The sequence below is a fragment of the Actomonas aquatica genome, from assembly GCF_019679435.2.
In the GTDB taxonomy this organism is placed as follows: Bacteria; Verrucomicrobiota; Verrucomicrobiia; order Opitutales; family Opitutaceae; genus Actomonas; species Actomonas aquatica.
Genome location: NZ_CP139781.1, coordinates 4,210,539 through 4,225,383, shown reverse-complemented (window position 1 = coordinate 4,225,383; position 14,845 = coordinate 4,210,539). Strand labels below are relative to the sequence as shown.

Below are 14,845 nucleotides of genomic sequence, written 5' to 3'. Positions count from 1 at the left end.
TCCCATGTCAACCACCACCATGTCCAACGACCGTCGCACTCCGGTCGCCGACCTGCTCGTCCGCGGTCGGCGATGGCTTCGGTGCGTCTGCCGTCCGGCGGTGTGGTCGACCCTTGCAGCCCTCCTGATCCTTTCACCCCGCGCTGGTGCGTCTTCAGACGAAGGGGTGGCATCGGAAACGGTCCGCGTCGCCTTCACGTCCTCGATGTTTGCCGACGTGAACGAAAACGACGCCCGTGCCGCCCTGCGCGTATGGGCCCGGGCCATCACGGTCGAACGCGATCTCGATGCCGAGCCCGACGCCCTCGTCTTCCCCGATCTCGAATCCATCTCGGCCGCCCTGCTCGCCGGCGAAGTCGAGGCCATCGCCCTGCCCCTCACCGAGTTTGTCACGCTCCTCGATAAGGTGGAGTTCGATCCCCTCTTTCGCATGTATGACCACGGTGGTGAGGACACCCGCTACGTGTTGCTCGCCCCCGCCACCGGTGCCGCGCCCGCCCAGACCCTCGCCTCCCTGGCCGGGGGCGACCTGATCGCGCTGGACACCGCCCAATCCTGCCTCGCGCTCCCTTGGCTCAACCACTTGCTCGCCCAGGAAGGCCTGCCCTCCGCCGATGCGCATTTCGGCCAGGTGACGCCGGAAGGAAAACTCTCCCGCGCCGTGCTGCCCGTTTTCTTCAAAAAGACCGCGGCCTGCCTGGTCACGCTGCAGGGCTTCGAGACCATGCAGGAGCTCAATCCCCAGATCGGCCGCCAACTCCAGCCCATCGCCGTTTCCCCGCCGCTGATTCCGCGCGTGGTCGCCTTTCGCGCCAACTACGACGCCCCCCAACTCCCCGCGGTGATCGAGGCCATCACCGAGCTCCAACTCTCCCCCAAGGGCGAACAGATCCTGCTCATGTTCCAGTCGGAATCCGTGTCGCCCCTGAGCATGGAAGACTTGGCCGAGTCCCTGAAGCTGCTCGCCTCCCCCTGAAGCGTGCCGTAGGAAAGGCTTACGTTGCATCACCCCACCCAACGCCGCCGCCTTCCTTCTCCGAACCGGGGCCGCTTCAGCTCTCTCGCCTTACACCTCGGCCCGCTCCGGCACCTGCTCAGCCGTAGCCTCGTGATGCTCTCCTGCCTCGCCCTCAGCACGCGCGCCGACGAGTTGGCCCCAGCACCACCACCGACTCCTTTTCGCGTCGGCTTCTCCGCCTCCCTATTTGAGGTCATCAACGCCCAGGACGCCCGCGCCGCCGTCAAAAGCTGGTCCTATGCGATCACGGCCGAAAACGATCTCTCCATCCAACCCGACGCCGAGATCATCGCAGACCTCACCACACTGACGACCGCCCTGCAGTCCGGCACCCTCGAGGCAGCCGGACTCACCACCGACGATTTTTTTGCCCTCCGTGAAGCGGTTGAGCTCTCCCATCTGTTCGTCACTCAGACCGCCGGTCAGACGCACGAGGAGTATGTCATCCTGGTCCGCCGCGACCAGGGCATCACCTCCCTCGCCGAGCTGCAGGACCACGACCTGCTGGTGCACCAAAGTCCCCGGCTCTGCCTCGCCCTCCCGTGGCTCGATCGCACCCTCCACGACCAGGACCTGCCCTCCGCCCCGAGCTTTTTTGACCACCTCATTCCCCACCCGAAACTCACCCAGGTCGTCCTGCCCGTCTTCTTCGGCCGCGCCACTGCCTGCCTGCTGACCCGCCGCGATTTTGAGACCATGGCCGAGCTCAATCCCCAGCTCGGTCGACAACTGGTGGCCGTGGCCAGCTCCCCGCCCTACATCCCGGCGGTGATGGCCCTGCGCGCCGATTTCAACTCCCCCGAGTTACCCGGCATTCTCGCCGCTCTCCGCACGCTGCATCAGTCGCCCAGCGGCCAACAGGTCCTGCTCATCTTCCAAGGCGAAGCACTCGTCCCCTGCCTCCCGGCCGACCTGGAGCCGTCGCTCGAATTGCTGCGAGCCGCCACCGAACTCCGGTGAGATTTCAACGCAACTTGGCCAAGCCGTGCATGGCCAAACGCCTCGCGCCCGTTGTAAGCTGACATCATGTGGACTTGGGCTGAATGGATCGCCGACCGCGCCGTTGCACTCGCCGGCTGGGACGCCGCCAACGGCGCCGGCGCCGCGTTGCACTTCTTTGTCTACGATCTGCTCAAGATCGTGGTGCTGGTCGCCGTCGTGGCCTTCATCATGGCCCTCGTGCGCGGCGCCTTGCCGCTAGATCGTATCCGCGCCGCTCTCGATCGCCCCGGTGGCCGCACCCTCGGTTATCCGGCCGCCGCGCTTTTCGGCGCGCTCACGCCCTTCTGCTCCTGCTCCTCCGTGCCGGTCTTCCTCGGCTTCATCCAAGCCCGCTTTCCCATCGGCGTCGCCTTCGCCTTCCTCATCGCGTCGCCGCTTGTCAACGAGATCGCCGTCGCCCTGCTCGGCGCGACCTTCGGCTGGCGCTTTGCTTTCACCTACGCCGCCGCCGGCATCGGGCTCGGCATCGTGGGCGGGCTCGTGCTCACCTTCCTGCGCGCCGATCGCTGGCTCAGCCCCGACGCGCTGAAGACGCCCACCGACGAAGACGACGAACCCGCCCCGCACGGGCTCGAACCCCGCCTGCGCGACGCCGCCGAAACCAGCGCCTACATCCTCCGCAAGATCGCCCCTTGGTTGCTCGTCTCCCTCGGCCTCGGTGCCGCCATGCACGGCTTCGTGCCCGCCGGCTTTTTCGAAAACCTCTTCGCCGGCACCAGCACCTGGACTGTGCCGCTCGCCTCCCTCGCCGGCCTGCCCCTCTACGTGAGCGCCAATGCCACTGTGCCCCTGCTCGACGCCTTCGTTTCCAAAGGCGTGCCCCTCGGCACCGCGCTCGCCTTCCTGCTCTCCGCCGTGGGCGTGTCCTTCCCCGAACTCGTGCTATTGCGCAGCGTCATGACCGTGCGCCTGCTCGCCACCTTTTCAGTCGTGGTGCTGATCGGCACCACCCTGCTCGGCTGGCTGTTTAACGCCTTGCATTGAAGTAGCCGGAAACCCGCTCGCCATGCAGCGGTCAGTTTCCCAAGTTCTACCCGCACTCCTCCCTGGCCGCTTCATGTATAACTTCGCGTTCCAACGCTTTCGACTTCACCGCTGCGGTTTGGCCCGTTTGTTCGCTGCCCTTGCGACACTGGTGCTGGCGGCCCTCGCTCCCCTCGTCGCCCCCGCCGCCGAGGAAGATCAAGGCCCGCTAAAGATCGCCTTCACCTCCAGCATGTTCGCCGACGTCAACGAAAACGACGCCCGCGCCTCCCTCCGCATCTGGGCCGACACCATCACCTCCCAGCGCGGCCTCAACGCCGAACCCGAGGTGGTGATCTTCTCTTCCACCGACGCCATGGCGGCCTCCCTGCTCGCCCATGAGACCGATGCGGTCGCCCTGCCCGCCTACGAATTTGCCCACTTGCTGCCCCGGGTGGAGTTCGACCACATGTATCGACTTTCCGAATACGGCACCGCGGAGGACACCCGCTACATCCTGCTCGTCAACACTCCGCCCGGCTCTCCCGAACCTACTCTCGCCGACTTCGCCGGCCGCGAACTGCTCATACTCGACAACGCCAACTCCAGCCTCGCCCTGCCCTGGCTCGATCGCGAACTCACCACCGCGGGCCTGCCTCCCGCCACCGAGCACTTCGGCCGCCTCACCCGCAAAAGCAAACTGTCCCAGGCCGTCCTCCCCGTCTTCTTTGGGCAGGTGTCCGCCAGTCTCGTGACCGCCCAAGGTTTCGCCACCATGAGCGAGCTGAACCCCCAGATCGGCAAACGGCTCCACCCCATCGCCACCTCGCAGCCCTACCCCAATCGCATCTTCGCTTTCCGCAAAGGCTACGAGTCACCCGAACTCGACGGCATCATCGAAACAATTGCCGATCTGCAAAACACCTCCAAGGGCGCCCAGATTCTGATGATTTTCCAGACCGAGGCCGTGCTCCCCCTCGCCCGCGAAGAACTCGATCCCACCCTCGAGCTGCTCGGCCTGACCACGCCCTAGAGGCGCGTCTGCTCCGGATTACGATTAGGTAAACCCGCCACAACACGTTGCCACCGGCCACGGCCTGCATCCTAGTCGCCGGTATGACGTCGCCTTCGCCCGCCGCTCCGCACGTGCTCTTCATCTGCACCGGTAACTACTACCGCAGCCGCTTCTCCGAAGCGCTCTTCAACCATCTCGCGGAGCAGCATAACTCTCCCTGGCGCGCCTTTTCCCGCGGCGTCGATATCGACCTTGCACCGCCCGGTCTGTCGCCCTTCACCACCGCCTGGCTCGACCAGCACGGCATCGACCGCCGCCACACCACCCCCGACCGCAACCGGCTCACCACCGCCGACCTCGCCTACGCCCAGATCAGCGTCGCCCTCAAGGAAGCCGAACACCGCGCCTACCTGCGCCGCGACTTCCCCGACTGGGTCGACCGCATCACCTACTGGCACTTCCACGACCTCGATGTCTCCACTGCCGACGACATGCTGCCGGCGCTGGAAACACACGTGACCGAATTTTTCCACTCCGTGCACAACGGCGACCCGGCTGCCGCGGCCGATGCCTGATCCACGTATCCGTTTTCTAATGACTCAGCGCGCAAAACCCGTGCGCAGGGTCCACGCCCAGTCGTCGAAGCCAAACTGCTCCGCCCGGTGCGCCGCCCGCTCCACGGCGTAGGGCACCGTGAACTGCGTGACCCGCAACCCGTCCTCGCCACCCAGTTCGACCACGGCGTAGCGCGCCTCGGGACTGCCGACCTCCATCTTGTGCGACACGGGCACCGTATCCGCATACGCCGGCAACCCCACGCTGCCCGGATTCACCACCGTGCAACGCGCGTCCACCCTCACCATCCCCGGCACATGCGTGTGCCCACACAGCACCAGCCCCGCCCGGTCTGCCCCGAGGATCTCGGCCACCTCCGCCGGCCGTCGCCGCGTCACGCCGCCACCGGCCTGCAGGTGCTCCAGCAAATACTCCACATCACTGCGCGGTGAGCCATGACAGGCCAGCAAGCCTGCCTCTCGGTGCACCCGCGGCCAACTCTCGATCCACTCCAAGTCATCCGCACTCAGCCGCTCCCGCGCAAACGTCGCACTCGCCGAACGCTCCGCCGCATCCTCCGCCAAAATCATGCGTTCACCATTGCCGCGCACGTGCGCGATCGGCACCGCCCGCAACAACCGCGCCACGCCCACCGGGTCGATCGGCCCGTTAAACGCATCACCCAGCTGCACCACCAGGTCCACCTCATGCCGGGGCAACTCCTCCAACACTGCCTCCAGCGCCGGAGCATTGCCGTGAATGTCTGCAATCACGCCGATCTTCATGGGATTTTAGGCCGACGAGTCTGCCCCCTCGACCGCCTCATGCCAAGACCGCGCCACGACCTAATCGGCTACTAAGCCGTTTCCCACCGCTCCGGCGGCAGCTCGGCCAGTAGCTCCCGCAGCGGCACGCCCAACCACTTCTCCCCCGCCTCGATCGACAGAAACACCTGCACCTCCACCTCCAGCCGCGAGGTCAACAACATCCCAAACATCCGGCACACCCCAAACACCGCCTTGCTCGCCACCAAAAACCCCACCCGGTGCTCCCGATTTACCACCTCACTCAACTGCAGACCGGCGATGATCTGACTCACCTCCTCATACGACATCACCGTCGCCACCTCCCGCAGATCCACCCACAGCGAGGGCATCACCTCCCGATCACCCGCCGCCGCCCGGCCCTTGATAAACGCGAGCACTTCCTTCACCTCCACCGCGCCCACCAGCTTAAACAGCTTGAGATTGTAGTTTGGTAACACGCAGTGGGCTATCATCTTGGACAGGCGGGCCGAGACAGTCGGGCCTATCCCGACAGCGAGTCAACGCGCCTTCCGCCCCACCCCACGCAATAGGAATTTTCCCTAGCCGGATCCGATCAATCTCTTTGTGTCCGGACATGGAAAGGCGCCGGGCTTGCACTCCCGGCGCCGGACCAACGGACAACTTACCCATCGTCCGTCCTGAGACGTTACCCGCGCCTCAGAAATCGTATTTCATGCCCACCGCATACAGCCACGGGTCGAGCTTGGCCGTAGTGAGCTTGGCCGCCCCCGCCAACACGTCCGACCGAATGGCCGCCCGCTTCACGTCGACATTAAAGGACCAGCGATCGTTGACCCGCACATCGAAGCCCGCCTGTGCCGCGAGGCCCACGCTGTAGTCTTCCAGCGCCAGCGGCACACCGGCCACCACCAGATTGTCATCGAAGATGAGGGTGAAATTCACGCCCACGCCGAGGTAGGGCTGGAAGGTATCCGAGACCTTCGGGTGATACTGCAGCAGCAGCGTCGGGGGCAGATGCTTGAAAGAACCCAGACGACCCACGCCGGCCAGATCCACGCGATGCTTCTGCGGGATGGTGAGCACGAGCTCGGCCGACAGAACGTCGTTAAACGCGTAATCGATATCAATTTCCGGAATGAACTTGTCGCTCACGATGACCGCATCATCAGCGAAGTTGATGCCCAGAGCGGAGAACGCAGGCGACTGGTCGACCGTCTCCAAATAGGTCGCACGGAGGCGCACCGACCAGGGGCCAGCGGCAAAAACAGATGAGGCAGTAGCGAGTCCCAAGGCCAACGCGCCCAGGGCAAGACGAGAGAAGTTCATAGCAACAAGGTGTAGGGTTTATTCACGGTCACCGTTTGGGGCGGCAACGGCAGCACCCTAGCGCAAGCCCGCGCGTTCGACTCGCCACCGCTTGCCCGAACCCGCGCATGACTTGTCCTCATGCTGTAACCAATAAATGGCTACATTACCCGATCCCGCGCCACGCCACGCCACGTGCTCAGCCCCCGCCCCCCGGCGCCGTCGGCGCGTTAAACATGCTGTCCATCCACTGCCCGCCGAACCGACGGTAGGCCGCCAGACCGTCCTCGCCCAGCAGCTCACGATACTCGGCAAAGGTCTTCTCCCGCAAAGTCGCCACCGCCGCCTCCCGCTCCGCCGGATCCATCTCGCTGTTGTTGCGCAGCTGCGTGACCTCCTGAATGCGCTCCGTCTGCAGCTCAGTCGCCCGGCGCGCCACCTGCGGCTCCAGACCGTAGCGCGCCACCAGATTGTTGAGCATCATCAACGACGGATCCAGCGCCTGCTCCAACAGCGCCTGCCGCTCCGGCGGCAGGGTCTCGCCCAACGCCGCCACCAGCGCGGTCGTGCGCTCCCTCCGCGCCTGCAGCGCCGGGAAGCTGAAATCCGTTTGCCCGACCTCCGGCAGCGTGCGGTTCAGTTCCTCACTCGCCTGATAGATCGCGCGAAACTCCGCCTCCGTCACACCCATGACCCCCAGGCGGGTGCGCAACATCTGCGCCGCCTGATCATTGCGCAGCCGATATTCGAAGAGCTGCTCGGGCGTGAGCAATTCTTCCAAATCCCGCCGCTCCTCCGCCTCCAGAAACGCCAGCCGTTCTTCATCCTCCGGGGTGATCACCCCCATGCTGGTCATGTAAAGATTGGCCCGCAGATCTCCGTAATCCGAGACCACCGCACTCACCCGCGCCGACAGCTCTGCCGGCAACTCTCCATACTGCCGCCGCTCCGCCACCTCACGGTAAGGGTCTCGCTCCACCTCCCCGCCCAACAGGGTCGCCACCTCAGCGTCCATCTCCTCCCGCAGCCGCTGGTAGTCCCGCCCCAGTGTCGCCAAATACAACGCGTCACCAGAATCCCAATACCGATAGGGTTTAACCTCCGCCAACAAAGCCTCCACCTCCCCCTGTTTCCGTCGCCGCACCTCCGCCGCCACCATCGCTCGCAGCAGATGCCGCGGCACGCCGGCATCCCGCCACCGGGCCACCAACCCCTCCAAATCTCCCGTGCCCACGTCCGACCACAACGCCGCCTGCGTTTCTTCGACCATGGCTTCCTGCGCCGCTTCCGCTTTCTGCACCGCCGCGACCGTCGCCGCTATTCTCGCCACCTCGAGCTGCGACGCCACCTCCGCCGGAGACGCTCCGCGCGTCCACCACAACACCGCGTGCGCAGCAACCGACAACACCAGGACGACCATCAAAGGGACATGCTTCATCTCAACCAGAGGATAGGGGTAAACAATCTCGCAGGACGGCCAGTCGGCACCCACCCTGCCCGTCTCCCCGCCCCTTCGCCAGCCCCAAAACGCGTCTCCCTATCCCGCCATGCCTTCCCGTCGCACCTTCGTCAAAAGCGCCCTCGGTCTCGGCGCCGCCGCCCTTGCACCCCGCGCCCTCACCGCCGCCGACCCCGTCTCACCCGAGGTCGCACCGTGGTTCGATATCTCCCTCGCCCAGTGGTCCCTGCAGCGCGATTTCTGGAGCGGCGCCCGCGACAAACTGCGCTTCGCCGCCATCGCCAAAAACGACTTCGGCATCTCCGCCGTCGAATACGTCAACCAGTTCTACCTCGAGGGCTTCTCCCCCAAAATCACCGCCGAACTCAAACGCGTCGCCGACGGCGAGGGCGTGCACAGCGTGCTCATCATGTGCGATCGCTGCGGCCGCCTCGGTGACCCTGATCCCGCCGCCCAACAGGCCTCCATCGACGCCCACCTCCCGTGGCTCGAGGCCGCCCGCACCCTCGGCTGCCACGCCATCCGCGTGAACGCCTTTTCCGACGCCAGCGAGAGCTACGGCACCCAACTCGATCGCACCGCCGACGGCCTGCGCCGCCTCTGCGAGATCGGCGACACCTACGACCTCTCCGTCATCGTCGAACCCCACGGTGGCCTCTCCTCCAACGGCGCGTGGCTCGCCGCCCTCATGGACCTCGTCGCCCACCCGCGCGTCGGCACCCTGCCCGACTTCGGCAACTACGGCGACCACCGCGCGGGCTGGACCTACGACCGCTACCTCGGCACGACCCAGTCCATGCCCTACGCCAAGGGCGTCAGCGGCAAGACCTTCCACTTCGACGCGTCGGGCGAGGAGGACACCATGGACTTCCGTCGCCTCATCGAGATCGTGCACGCGTCTGGTTTTTCTGGATACATCGACGTCGAATACGAGGGCGATGAGATCGACGCCGCCACCGGCATCCGCCTCACCCGCGACCTCCTGGTGAAGCTCGGCGGCCGCCTCTGATTCAGAGCGCGCCCCGCTGCTGCAAGGTGATCAATACCCCGACCAAAAATCCCGTCGCCAGCATGTAGGCGACGGCCCCGATGATCACCGCCCCCACTGCGATCAACCAGTTTGGCCCCATCACGCGGCGGTAGGCCCAGGTTTGATAGATCACCGAGCCGATCGCATACACCGTCATCACTCCGCCCCAGACCGGCACCAGCAACGCCGCCACCAGGTAGGCCACCGTGGTGACCGCAAAAATGAAACCGTTGAGCGCCAGGTGCTCGATCAAGTTGTAGGCCCTTTTCCAATACAACAGACGAGTGGTCAGCGCCATGAACGGTAACGACGCCATCAGGATCAGATTGTAGTTCCGCTGCAGCAGGCCAAACACCGCCTCGCTCTGCCCGTTCGTCGCCGCATCCATGTCTGCACTCATCCCGGCGACCATCTGGTCCATCGCGCCCGACTGGTAATTCACAAACGTCGCCAACGCGGTGAGCAGGACGACCAGTTTCAAGGGATTGCTAAAACGCAGTCGCTCCGCGCCCAAGTAGGCTTCGAACGCGCGCCGCGGCGCCCGCACAAACTGCCACAGGGTGAAACCAAACCCCTTTTCCATGCTCACGGCGCCAAGCACCGCCTCGACCGGCAGACTCCAATCCAACCGCTTCACCTGATGCTCCACCACGATCCGCTGCTCCGCCGGCGGCACGGGCGGAAGCTGCAAGGCGGACTTTTCGTCGCGCCTTTTGGCCGCGCGCGCCTCCCTTTCAACCGGAGCAGAGTCAGACGGTGTATCCACGGCGCTCACCTTGGAAAAAGTCCCCACCAAAGCCAGTCCGATCTCCCGCCCCGTTTTGCCGAATCGCAGCCTGTGATTCGCCCTAAAATAAGTGGGCCGCCAGCGCACTGGCCTTGACGCTGACGGCCCCGGTGACCTGAAGCGGTCGACTCAACCGCTCCAGAAAATGAGTTGCGAGGAGGGGAAAACCGCCCCGCGACCAGATGACCCGGACCCTCTCAAAAGGGGCAACAACCCACGATGGAGCAGAATACTCAAATTTAGGTAGGCCCATCCGGCCCCCCTCCGCCCACCCACCTAAATTGCTGCCCACGAGCCATTCACCAGCGAACCATCATCCCAACTAATCCAATGCTTACGCATATGAGCAATATCTGATACTTATCGAACAAAAGGCGCAGTGTAAGTTTGGCTAATTGCGACGATACTCAGCATTACCCCTCCCCTATCATCACCCCTCCAAAACCCCGAAGCGCCTCCGCGCGCCGCCTTGCCATGAACTCCCCGATTCGCTGCTCGTCCGTCTGCTCGACGTTGGTCGCGCTGACGTTTGCCTCCGCTCTTTACGCTACCAACGGCATGAACATGGAGGGCTACGGGCCCGTCGCCACCAGTATGGGTGGCGCCTCCTTCGCCTACGACAATGGCACCGCCGGGGTGATCAACAACCCTGCCACCCTCGCCCTCATGGAAGAGGCCGCCCGCCTCGACCTCGCCCTCGGCGTGCTTGGCCCCGACATCACCGCCACCAACCCCGCCGGCGTCTCCGCCGACTCCAGCGCCACATCCTTCTTCATGCCCGCCTTCGGTTACACCCGCCGCTCCGGTGACTGGGTTTACGGCGCCGCCGTCTTCGGCCAAGGCGGTATGGGCTGCGAATACGATCCCGCCTCCTGGCGCGGACTCGGCTTCGACCTCATCAACCGCACCGAGGTCTCCCTCGGCCGCGCCATCCTCCCGGTCGCCTATCGCGTCAACGATCGCCTCACCATCGGCGCCACCGCCGACTTCGTCTGGGCCGGCATGGACCTGCAGATGGCGATGAGCGGCCCGCAGTTCTTCGACCTCGTTGACCCCACCCAACAAAACTTCGGCCGCGCCTCCGGCTCCCTCGTCTCCGGCTTCCAGCAGATGATGATGCAGCTGCCCATGGGCACCAACGTCGACTACGCCTACTTCGATTTCTCCAACTCCTCCGACTTCACCGGTGAGGCGCAGGGTTACGGTTTCGCCGGCAAGATCGGCCTCACCTACGAGGTCAACGAGACCTTCACCTTCGGCCTCACCTACCACGCCAAGACCGACCTCGGCGACCTCGACGCCCCCGGCAACAACCTCGCCTTCCAGCTCAACATTCCCGGCATGGGCGCCATGGCCCAGTCCCTCACCGGCACCATCAAAGTCGATGACTTCGAATGGCCCGCCATGCTCGGCGCCGGCTTCGCCTACCGCCCCTCCTCCGATTGGCTCTTCGTCGCCGACCTCCGCCACGTGCTTTGGGCCGATGTCATGGACCAATTCGCCATGAGCTTCACCGCCGACAACGTCGCCACCAACGGCAACTTCGCCGGCGCCGTGCTCGACTCCGTGCTCTATCAGGATTGGGACGACCAAACCATCATCCAGCTCGGCGCCGCCTACCGCGTGACCCCGCAGCTCACCGTCCGCGGCGGCTTCAACTACGGCAACGACCCCGTGCCGGACACCTTCCTCAACTGCCTCTTCCCGGCCATCATCAAAACCCACATCACGGGCGGCCTGGGTTACCAGTTTGACGACCGCCAGAGTCTCGACTTCTCGCTCACCTACGCCCCGGAAGTGAAGACCACCAGCGGCTACGGGATCACCGTCAGCCACAGCCAGCTGAACGCCCAGATCATGTATGGCTACCGCTTCTAGAACGGTCTCCTCGAGGACACGAAAGAGCGACGGATTGCACAGATATCCACGGATTCTCCCCGGTAAAAACAGCCGTTCTATCCGTGTGGATCCGTGGAATCAGTGGCTAAAAACTAATCCAGCGACCGAAAAATAAGCCGAACCCCGGATACCCCGCATCCCGCATCCCGGCCTATATCCGTTTTTGCTCATATTTCAATTTATGACCACTCTAGGCCAACCGACGCAGAGTCCCCCCGTCTGATTTCGGGCAACCTGCCCCCCGCCGAACCTCCTTGCCGCCATGCCTGCCCCTGCTCTCTCCCGCCGTCGTTTCCTGCGCATCAGCGCCGGTTCGATCCTCGCCGCCCAAGCCGCTTCCCGCGCGACCTCGGCCGCGGCCGGCGCGTGGTCCTCGGCCTTCGGCGCCAAACCCGGCACCACCACCACGACGCCGACCTTCTGCGACATCTGTTTCTGGAAATGCAACGCCGTCGCCTCCGTCCGCGACGGCGCGCTCTGGAAGATCGAGGGCAACCCCTCCGACCCGCTGTCCCGCGGTCGCCTCTGCCCACGCGGCACCGGCGGCATCGGCGCCCACACCGACCCCGATCGGCTGCGCACACCGCTCATCCGCGTCAGCGATCGCGGTGAGGAGAAGTGGCAAGAGGTCACCTGGGACGAGGCCCTCACCTACATCGCCGACAAGATGAAGGGCATCGCCGAGCGCCACGGTCCCGAAGCCATGGCCCTCTTCAGCCACGGACTCGGCGGCACGTTCTTCAAACACACCCTCAAGGCCTACGGCACGCCCAACATCTCCGCGCCTTCCTTCGCCCAATGCCGCGGTCCGCGCGATGTGGGTTTTAACCTCACCTTTGGCGAGGGCGTTGGTTCCCCCGAGCGCACCGACATCGCCCACACCCGTTGCCTCACCCTCATCGGCTCCCACCTCGGCGAAAACATGCACAACACCCAGGTGCAGGAATTCGCCGAAGCCGTCGGCGCCGGCGCCACCGTGATCTGCGTTGACCCGCGCTACTCCGTTGCCGCCTCCAAAGCCAAATACTGGCTGCCCATCCGCCCCGGCACCGACCTCGCCCTGCTCCTCGCTTGGATGCACGTCATCGTCACGGAGAAACTCTACGACGCCGACTACATCGCCAACTACGGTTACGGCTTCGAACAATTTGCCGCCTACGTCCAGGCCTTCACCCCGGAGTGGGCCTACCCCGAGACCGGCATCGAGCCGTCCGTCATTCGCGAGACCGCCCGCGAGATGGCCCGCCATCGCCCGGCCTCCCTCGTCCACCCCGGCCGCCACGTCAATTGGTATGGCGACGACGCCCAACGCTCCCGCGCCATCGCCTTGCTCAACGCCCTCCTCGGCAACTGGGGCCGCAAGGGCGGCTTCTGGGTGCCGAGCTTCATGGACGTCCCCGGCTACCCCTACCCGGCCTACCCAAAACCCGCCCGCGGGCGCCTCGATAATCCCGACGAAAAATACCCCTTCGCCGACGAAGCCATCACCACCGGTATCCGCAACGCCACCCTCAGCGACGAGCCCTACCCCATCAAGGGCTGGATGGTTTACGCCACCAATCTCCTCCACGCCCTCCCCGACGAGCGCGCCACCATCGAGGCCCTCAAAAAACTCGAGCTCCTCGTCGTCGTCGACGTCATCCCCTCCGAGATCGCCGGCTGGGCCGACGTTGTCCTGCCCGAATCCAACTACCTCGAGCGCCACGACGACCTCAACGTCGAGTATTTCAAACAACCCTTCGTCGCCCTGCGCCAACCCGTCGTCGAGTCCCCGCACGACCAAAAGCCCGGTTGGTGGATCGCCCGCCAGCTCGCGCTCAAACTCGACCTCGGTCGCTACTACCCGTGGGAGCACATCGAGGACTACCTCAAATACCGCGTCGATGCCGCCGGCCTCGATTGGGCCACGCTCAAACGCGACGGCCTCATCCTCGGGCCGCGTCCGCCCATCTATTTTGAAGAGGGTGTGCCCGCCGAGTTCTACACCCCCACCGGCAAGATCGAGTTCTACTCCAACCAACTCGCCGAGCACGGCTTCGATCCCATCCCACGCTACACCCCGCCCGACCCGGGCCCGCCCGGCGCCTTCCGCCTGCTCTACGGCCGCGCCCCCATGCACTCCTTCAGCCGCACCCACACCAACCGGCTGCTCGCCGACATGATGCGCGAAAACGAGGTCTGGCTCAACGCCACCGCCGCCCGCCGCCTCGGCCTGCGCTCCGGCGACCGCGTGCGCCTGCGCAACCAGGACGACGTGCTCAGCGACCCCGTCCTCGTCAAAGCCACTCAACGCATCCGCTCCGACTGCGTGTTTATGGTCCACGGCTTCGGTCACACCGCCAAGGGCCTGCGCCACGCCTACCGCCAGGGCGCCTCCGACGCGGGTCTCATCACCCGCTACAAAACCGATCCGCTCATGGGCGGCACCGGCATGAACATCAACTTTGTCACCCTCGAACCCGCGGAGGCCTGATCCCATGCGTTACGGAATGGTCATCGATACCCGCCGCTGCGTCGGCTGCATGGATTGCGTCGTCGCCTGCAAGACGGAGAACAACGTGCCCGAGGGCTACTGCCGCGATTGGATCACCGAAACCACCACCGGTGAGTTCCCCACTCTGCGCCACGAGATCCGCACCGAGCGCTGCAACCACTGCGCCCATCCTCCCTGCGTGCACTGCTGCCCCACCGGCGCTTCGCACGTGCATGAGCGCGGCGGCGTCGTGCTCGTCACCCCGGAAGAGTGCATCGGCTGCAAGGCCTGCCTCGCCGCCTGCCCCTACGACGCCCGCTTCGTCCACCCCGACGGCTACGCCTCCAAGTGCACCTTCTGCATCCACCGCGTCGAGCAGGGCCTCGAACCGGCCTGTGTATCCGTTTGCCCAACACGCTGCATGCACTTCGGCGACCTCGATGATCCGCAGAGCGAAGTCAGCCGCCTGCTCGCCGCCAACCGCGCCCACTCCCTCCTCCCCGAGGCCGGCACCCAACCCAGCATTTATTACATTAACTGAGGAGGCCCCG

Annotated in this window: 14 protein-coding genes; 9 read left to right on the top strand and 5 right to left on the bottom strand. The window is 65.0% G+C overall.

Annotated features, from left to right (window positions below; genetic code table 11):
- Positions 1-4 precede the first annotated feature (4 nt).
- From K1X11_RS16070 to K1X11_RS16050, 5 genes are all read left to right on the top strand, one after another.
- The gene (locus K1X11_RS16070; RefSeq protein ID WP_221031261.1) at positions 5-976 is read left to right on the top strand and encodes a PhnD/SsuA/transferrin family substrate-binding protein; all 972 of its coding nucleotides are present in this window, start codon (positions 5-7) and stop codon (positions 974-976) included.
- Positions 977-1,111: 135 nt separating this feature from the next.
- A complete protein-coding gene (locus K1X11_RS16065; RefSeq protein WP_225919482.1) occupies positions 1,112-1,978 on the top strand; it encodes a phosphate/phosphite/phosphonate ABC transporter substrate-binding protein in 867 nt (288 codons plus the stop codon).
- 66 nt (positions 1,979-2,044) lie between these two features.
- Entirely contained in the window at positions 2,045-3,004 is a 960-nt protein-coding gene (locus tag K1X11_RS16060) for a permease (RefSeq protein WP_221031259.1), read from the top strand.
- Positions 3,005-3,077: 73 nt separating this feature from the next.
- Entirely contained in the window at positions 3,078-4,016 is a 939-nt protein-coding gene (locus K1X11_RS16055) for a PhnD/SsuA/transferrin family substrate-binding protein (protein ID WP_221031258.1), read from the top strand.
- Between the two features lie 83 nt (positions 4,017-4,099).
- Entirely contained in the window at positions 4,100-4,573 is a 474-nt protein-coding gene (locus tag K1X11_RS16050; RefSeq protein WP_221031257.1) for an arsenate-mycothiol transferase ArsC, read from the top strand.
- A 24-nt stretch (positions 4,574-4,597) separates the two neighbouring features.
- Here the strand turns inward: K1X11_RS16050 and K1X11_RS16045 are convergent, their stop codons facing one another.
- The 4 genes from K1X11_RS16045 to K1X11_RS16030 all read right to left on the bottom strand — a co-directional run bounded on the left by K1X11_RS16045 (position 4,598) and on the right by K1X11_RS16030 (position 8,084).
- Complete coding sequence (locus K1X11_RS16045) at positions 4,598-5,338, bottom strand: metallophosphoesterase family protein (protein WP_221031256.1); 741 nt, start codon at positions 5,336-5,338, stop codon at positions 4,598-4,600.
- A gap of 71 nt (positions 5,339-5,409) precedes the next feature.
- Positions 5,410-5,832 carry a hypothetical protein gene (locus tag K1X11_RS16040; protein ID WP_221031255.1) on the bottom strand — a complete coding sequence of 141 codons (423 nt, stop codon included), beginning with the start codon at positions 5,830-5,832 and terminating at the stop codon, positions 5,410-5,412.
- A 205-nt stretch (positions 5,833-6,037) separates the two neighbouring features.
- The gene (locus K1X11_RS16035) at positions 6,038-6,667 is read right to left on the bottom strand and encodes an OmpW/AlkL family protein (RefSeq protein ID WP_221031254.1); all 630 of its coding nucleotides are present in this window, start codon (positions 6,665-6,667) and stop codon (positions 6,038-6,040) included.
- Between the two features lie 178 nt (positions 6,668-6,845).
- On the bottom strand, positions 6,846-8,084 hold the full coding sequence (locus K1X11_RS16030; protein ID WP_221031253.1) for a hypothetical protein: 1,239 nt from the start codon (positions 8,082-8,084) through the stop codon (positions 6,846-6,848).
- Positions 8,085-8,193: 109 nt separating this feature from the next.
- Here K1X11_RS16030 and K1X11_RS16025 point away from each other — a divergent pair, with 109 nt between their 5' ends.
- Positions 8,194-9,114, top strand: a complete 921-nt coding sequence (locus K1X11_RS16025) for a sugar phosphate isomerase/epimerase family protein (RefSeq protein ID WP_221031252.1) — start codon at positions 8,194-8,196, stop codon at positions 9,112-9,114.
- Between the two features lies 1 nt (position 9,115).
- Here K1X11_RS16025 and K1X11_RS16020 read toward each other — a convergent pair whose 3' ends face one another.
- The gene (locus K1X11_RS16020) at positions 9,116-9,826 is read right to left on the bottom strand and encodes a hypothetical protein (protein WP_221031251.1); all 711 of its coding nucleotides are present in this window, start codon (positions 9,824-9,826) and stop codon (positions 9,116-9,118) included.
- Between the two features lie 570 nt (positions 9,827-10,396).
- Between K1X11_RS16020 and K1X11_RS16015 the strand changes: the two genes are divergently transcribed.
- The 3 genes from K1X11_RS16015 to K1X11_RS16005 all read left to right on the top strand — a co-directional run bounded on the left by K1X11_RS16015 (position 10,397) and on the right by K1X11_RS16005 (position 14,835).
- Positions 10,397-11,800 carry an OmpP1/FadL family transporter gene (locus tag K1X11_RS16015; protein ID WP_221031250.1) on the top strand — a complete coding sequence of 468 codons (1,404 nt, stop codon included), beginning with the start codon at positions 10,397-10,399 and terminating at the stop codon, positions 11,798-11,800.
- A 283-nt stretch (positions 11,801-12,083) separates the two neighbouring features.
- Positions 12,084-14,294, top strand: coding sequence for a molybdopterin-containing oxidoreductase family protein (locus K1X11_RS16010; RefSeq protein WP_221031249.1), 2,211 nt, complete (start codon positions 12,084-12,086; stop codon positions 14,292-14,294).
- Positions 14,295-14,298: 4 nt separating this feature from the next.
- Positions 14,299-14,835 carry a 4Fe-4S dicluster domain-containing protein gene (locus tag K1X11_RS16005; protein ID WP_221031248.1) on the top strand — a complete coding sequence of 179 codons (537 nt, stop codon included), beginning with the start codon at positions 14,299-14,301 and terminating at the stop codon, positions 14,833-14,835.
- Positions 14,836-14,845: the final 10 nt, after the last annotated feature.

Excerpts from the sequence above, each read along its gene's own strand:
- K1X11_RS16070 (WP_221031261.1), top strand. The coding sequence starts at position 5 with ATGTCAACCACCACCATGTCCAACGACCGTCGCACTCCGGTCGCCGAC.
- K1X11_RS16065 (WP_225919482.1), top strand. The coding sequence starts at position 1,112 with ATGCTCTCCTGCCTCGCCCTCAGCACGCGCGCCGACGAGTTGGCCCCA.
- K1X11_RS16060 (WP_221031259.1), top strand. The coding sequence starts at position 2,045 with ATGTGGACTTGGGCTGAATGGATCGCCGACCGCGCCGTTGCACTCGCC.
- K1X11_RS16055 (WP_221031258.1), top strand. The coding sequence starts at position 3,078 with ATGTATAACTTCGCGTTCCAACGCTTTCGACTTCACCGCTGCGGTTTG.
- K1X11_RS16050 (WP_221031257.1), top strand. The coding sequence starts at position 4,100 with ATGACGTCGCCTTCGCCCGCCGCTCCGCACGTGCTCTTCATCTGCACC.
- K1X11_RS16045 (WP_221031256.1), bottom strand. The coding sequence starts at position 5,338 with ATGAAGATCGGCGTGATTGCAGACATTCACGGCAATGCTCCGGCGCTG.
- K1X11_RS16040 (WP_221031255.1), bottom strand. The coding sequence starts at position 5,832 with ATGATAGCCCACTGCGTGTTACCAAACTACAATCTCAAGCTGTTTAAG.
- K1X11_RS16035 (WP_221031254.1), bottom strand. The coding sequence starts at position 6,667 with ATGAACTTCTCTCGTCTTGCCCTGGGCGCGTTGGCCTTGGGACTCGCT.
- K1X11_RS16030 (WP_221031253.1), bottom strand. The coding sequence starts at position 8,084 with ATGAAGCATGTCCCTTTGATGGTCGTCCTGGTGTTGTCGGTTGCTGCG.
- K1X11_RS16025 (WP_221031252.1), top strand. The coding sequence starts at position 8,194 with ATGCCTTCCCGTCGCACCTTCGTCAAAAGCGCCCTCGGTCTCGGCGCC.
- K1X11_RS16015 (WP_221031250.1), top strand. The coding sequence starts at position 10,397 with ATGAACTCCCCGATTCGCTGCTCGTCCGTCTGCTCGACGTTGGTCGCG.
- K1X11_RS16010 (WP_221031249.1), top strand. The coding sequence starts at position 12,084 with ATGCCTGCCCCTGCTCTCTCCCGCCGTCGTTTCCTGCGCATCAGCGCC.
- K1X11_RS16005 (WP_221031248.1), top strand. The coding sequence starts at position 14,299 with ATGCGTTACGGAATGGTCATCGATACCCGCCGCTGCGTCGGCTGCATG.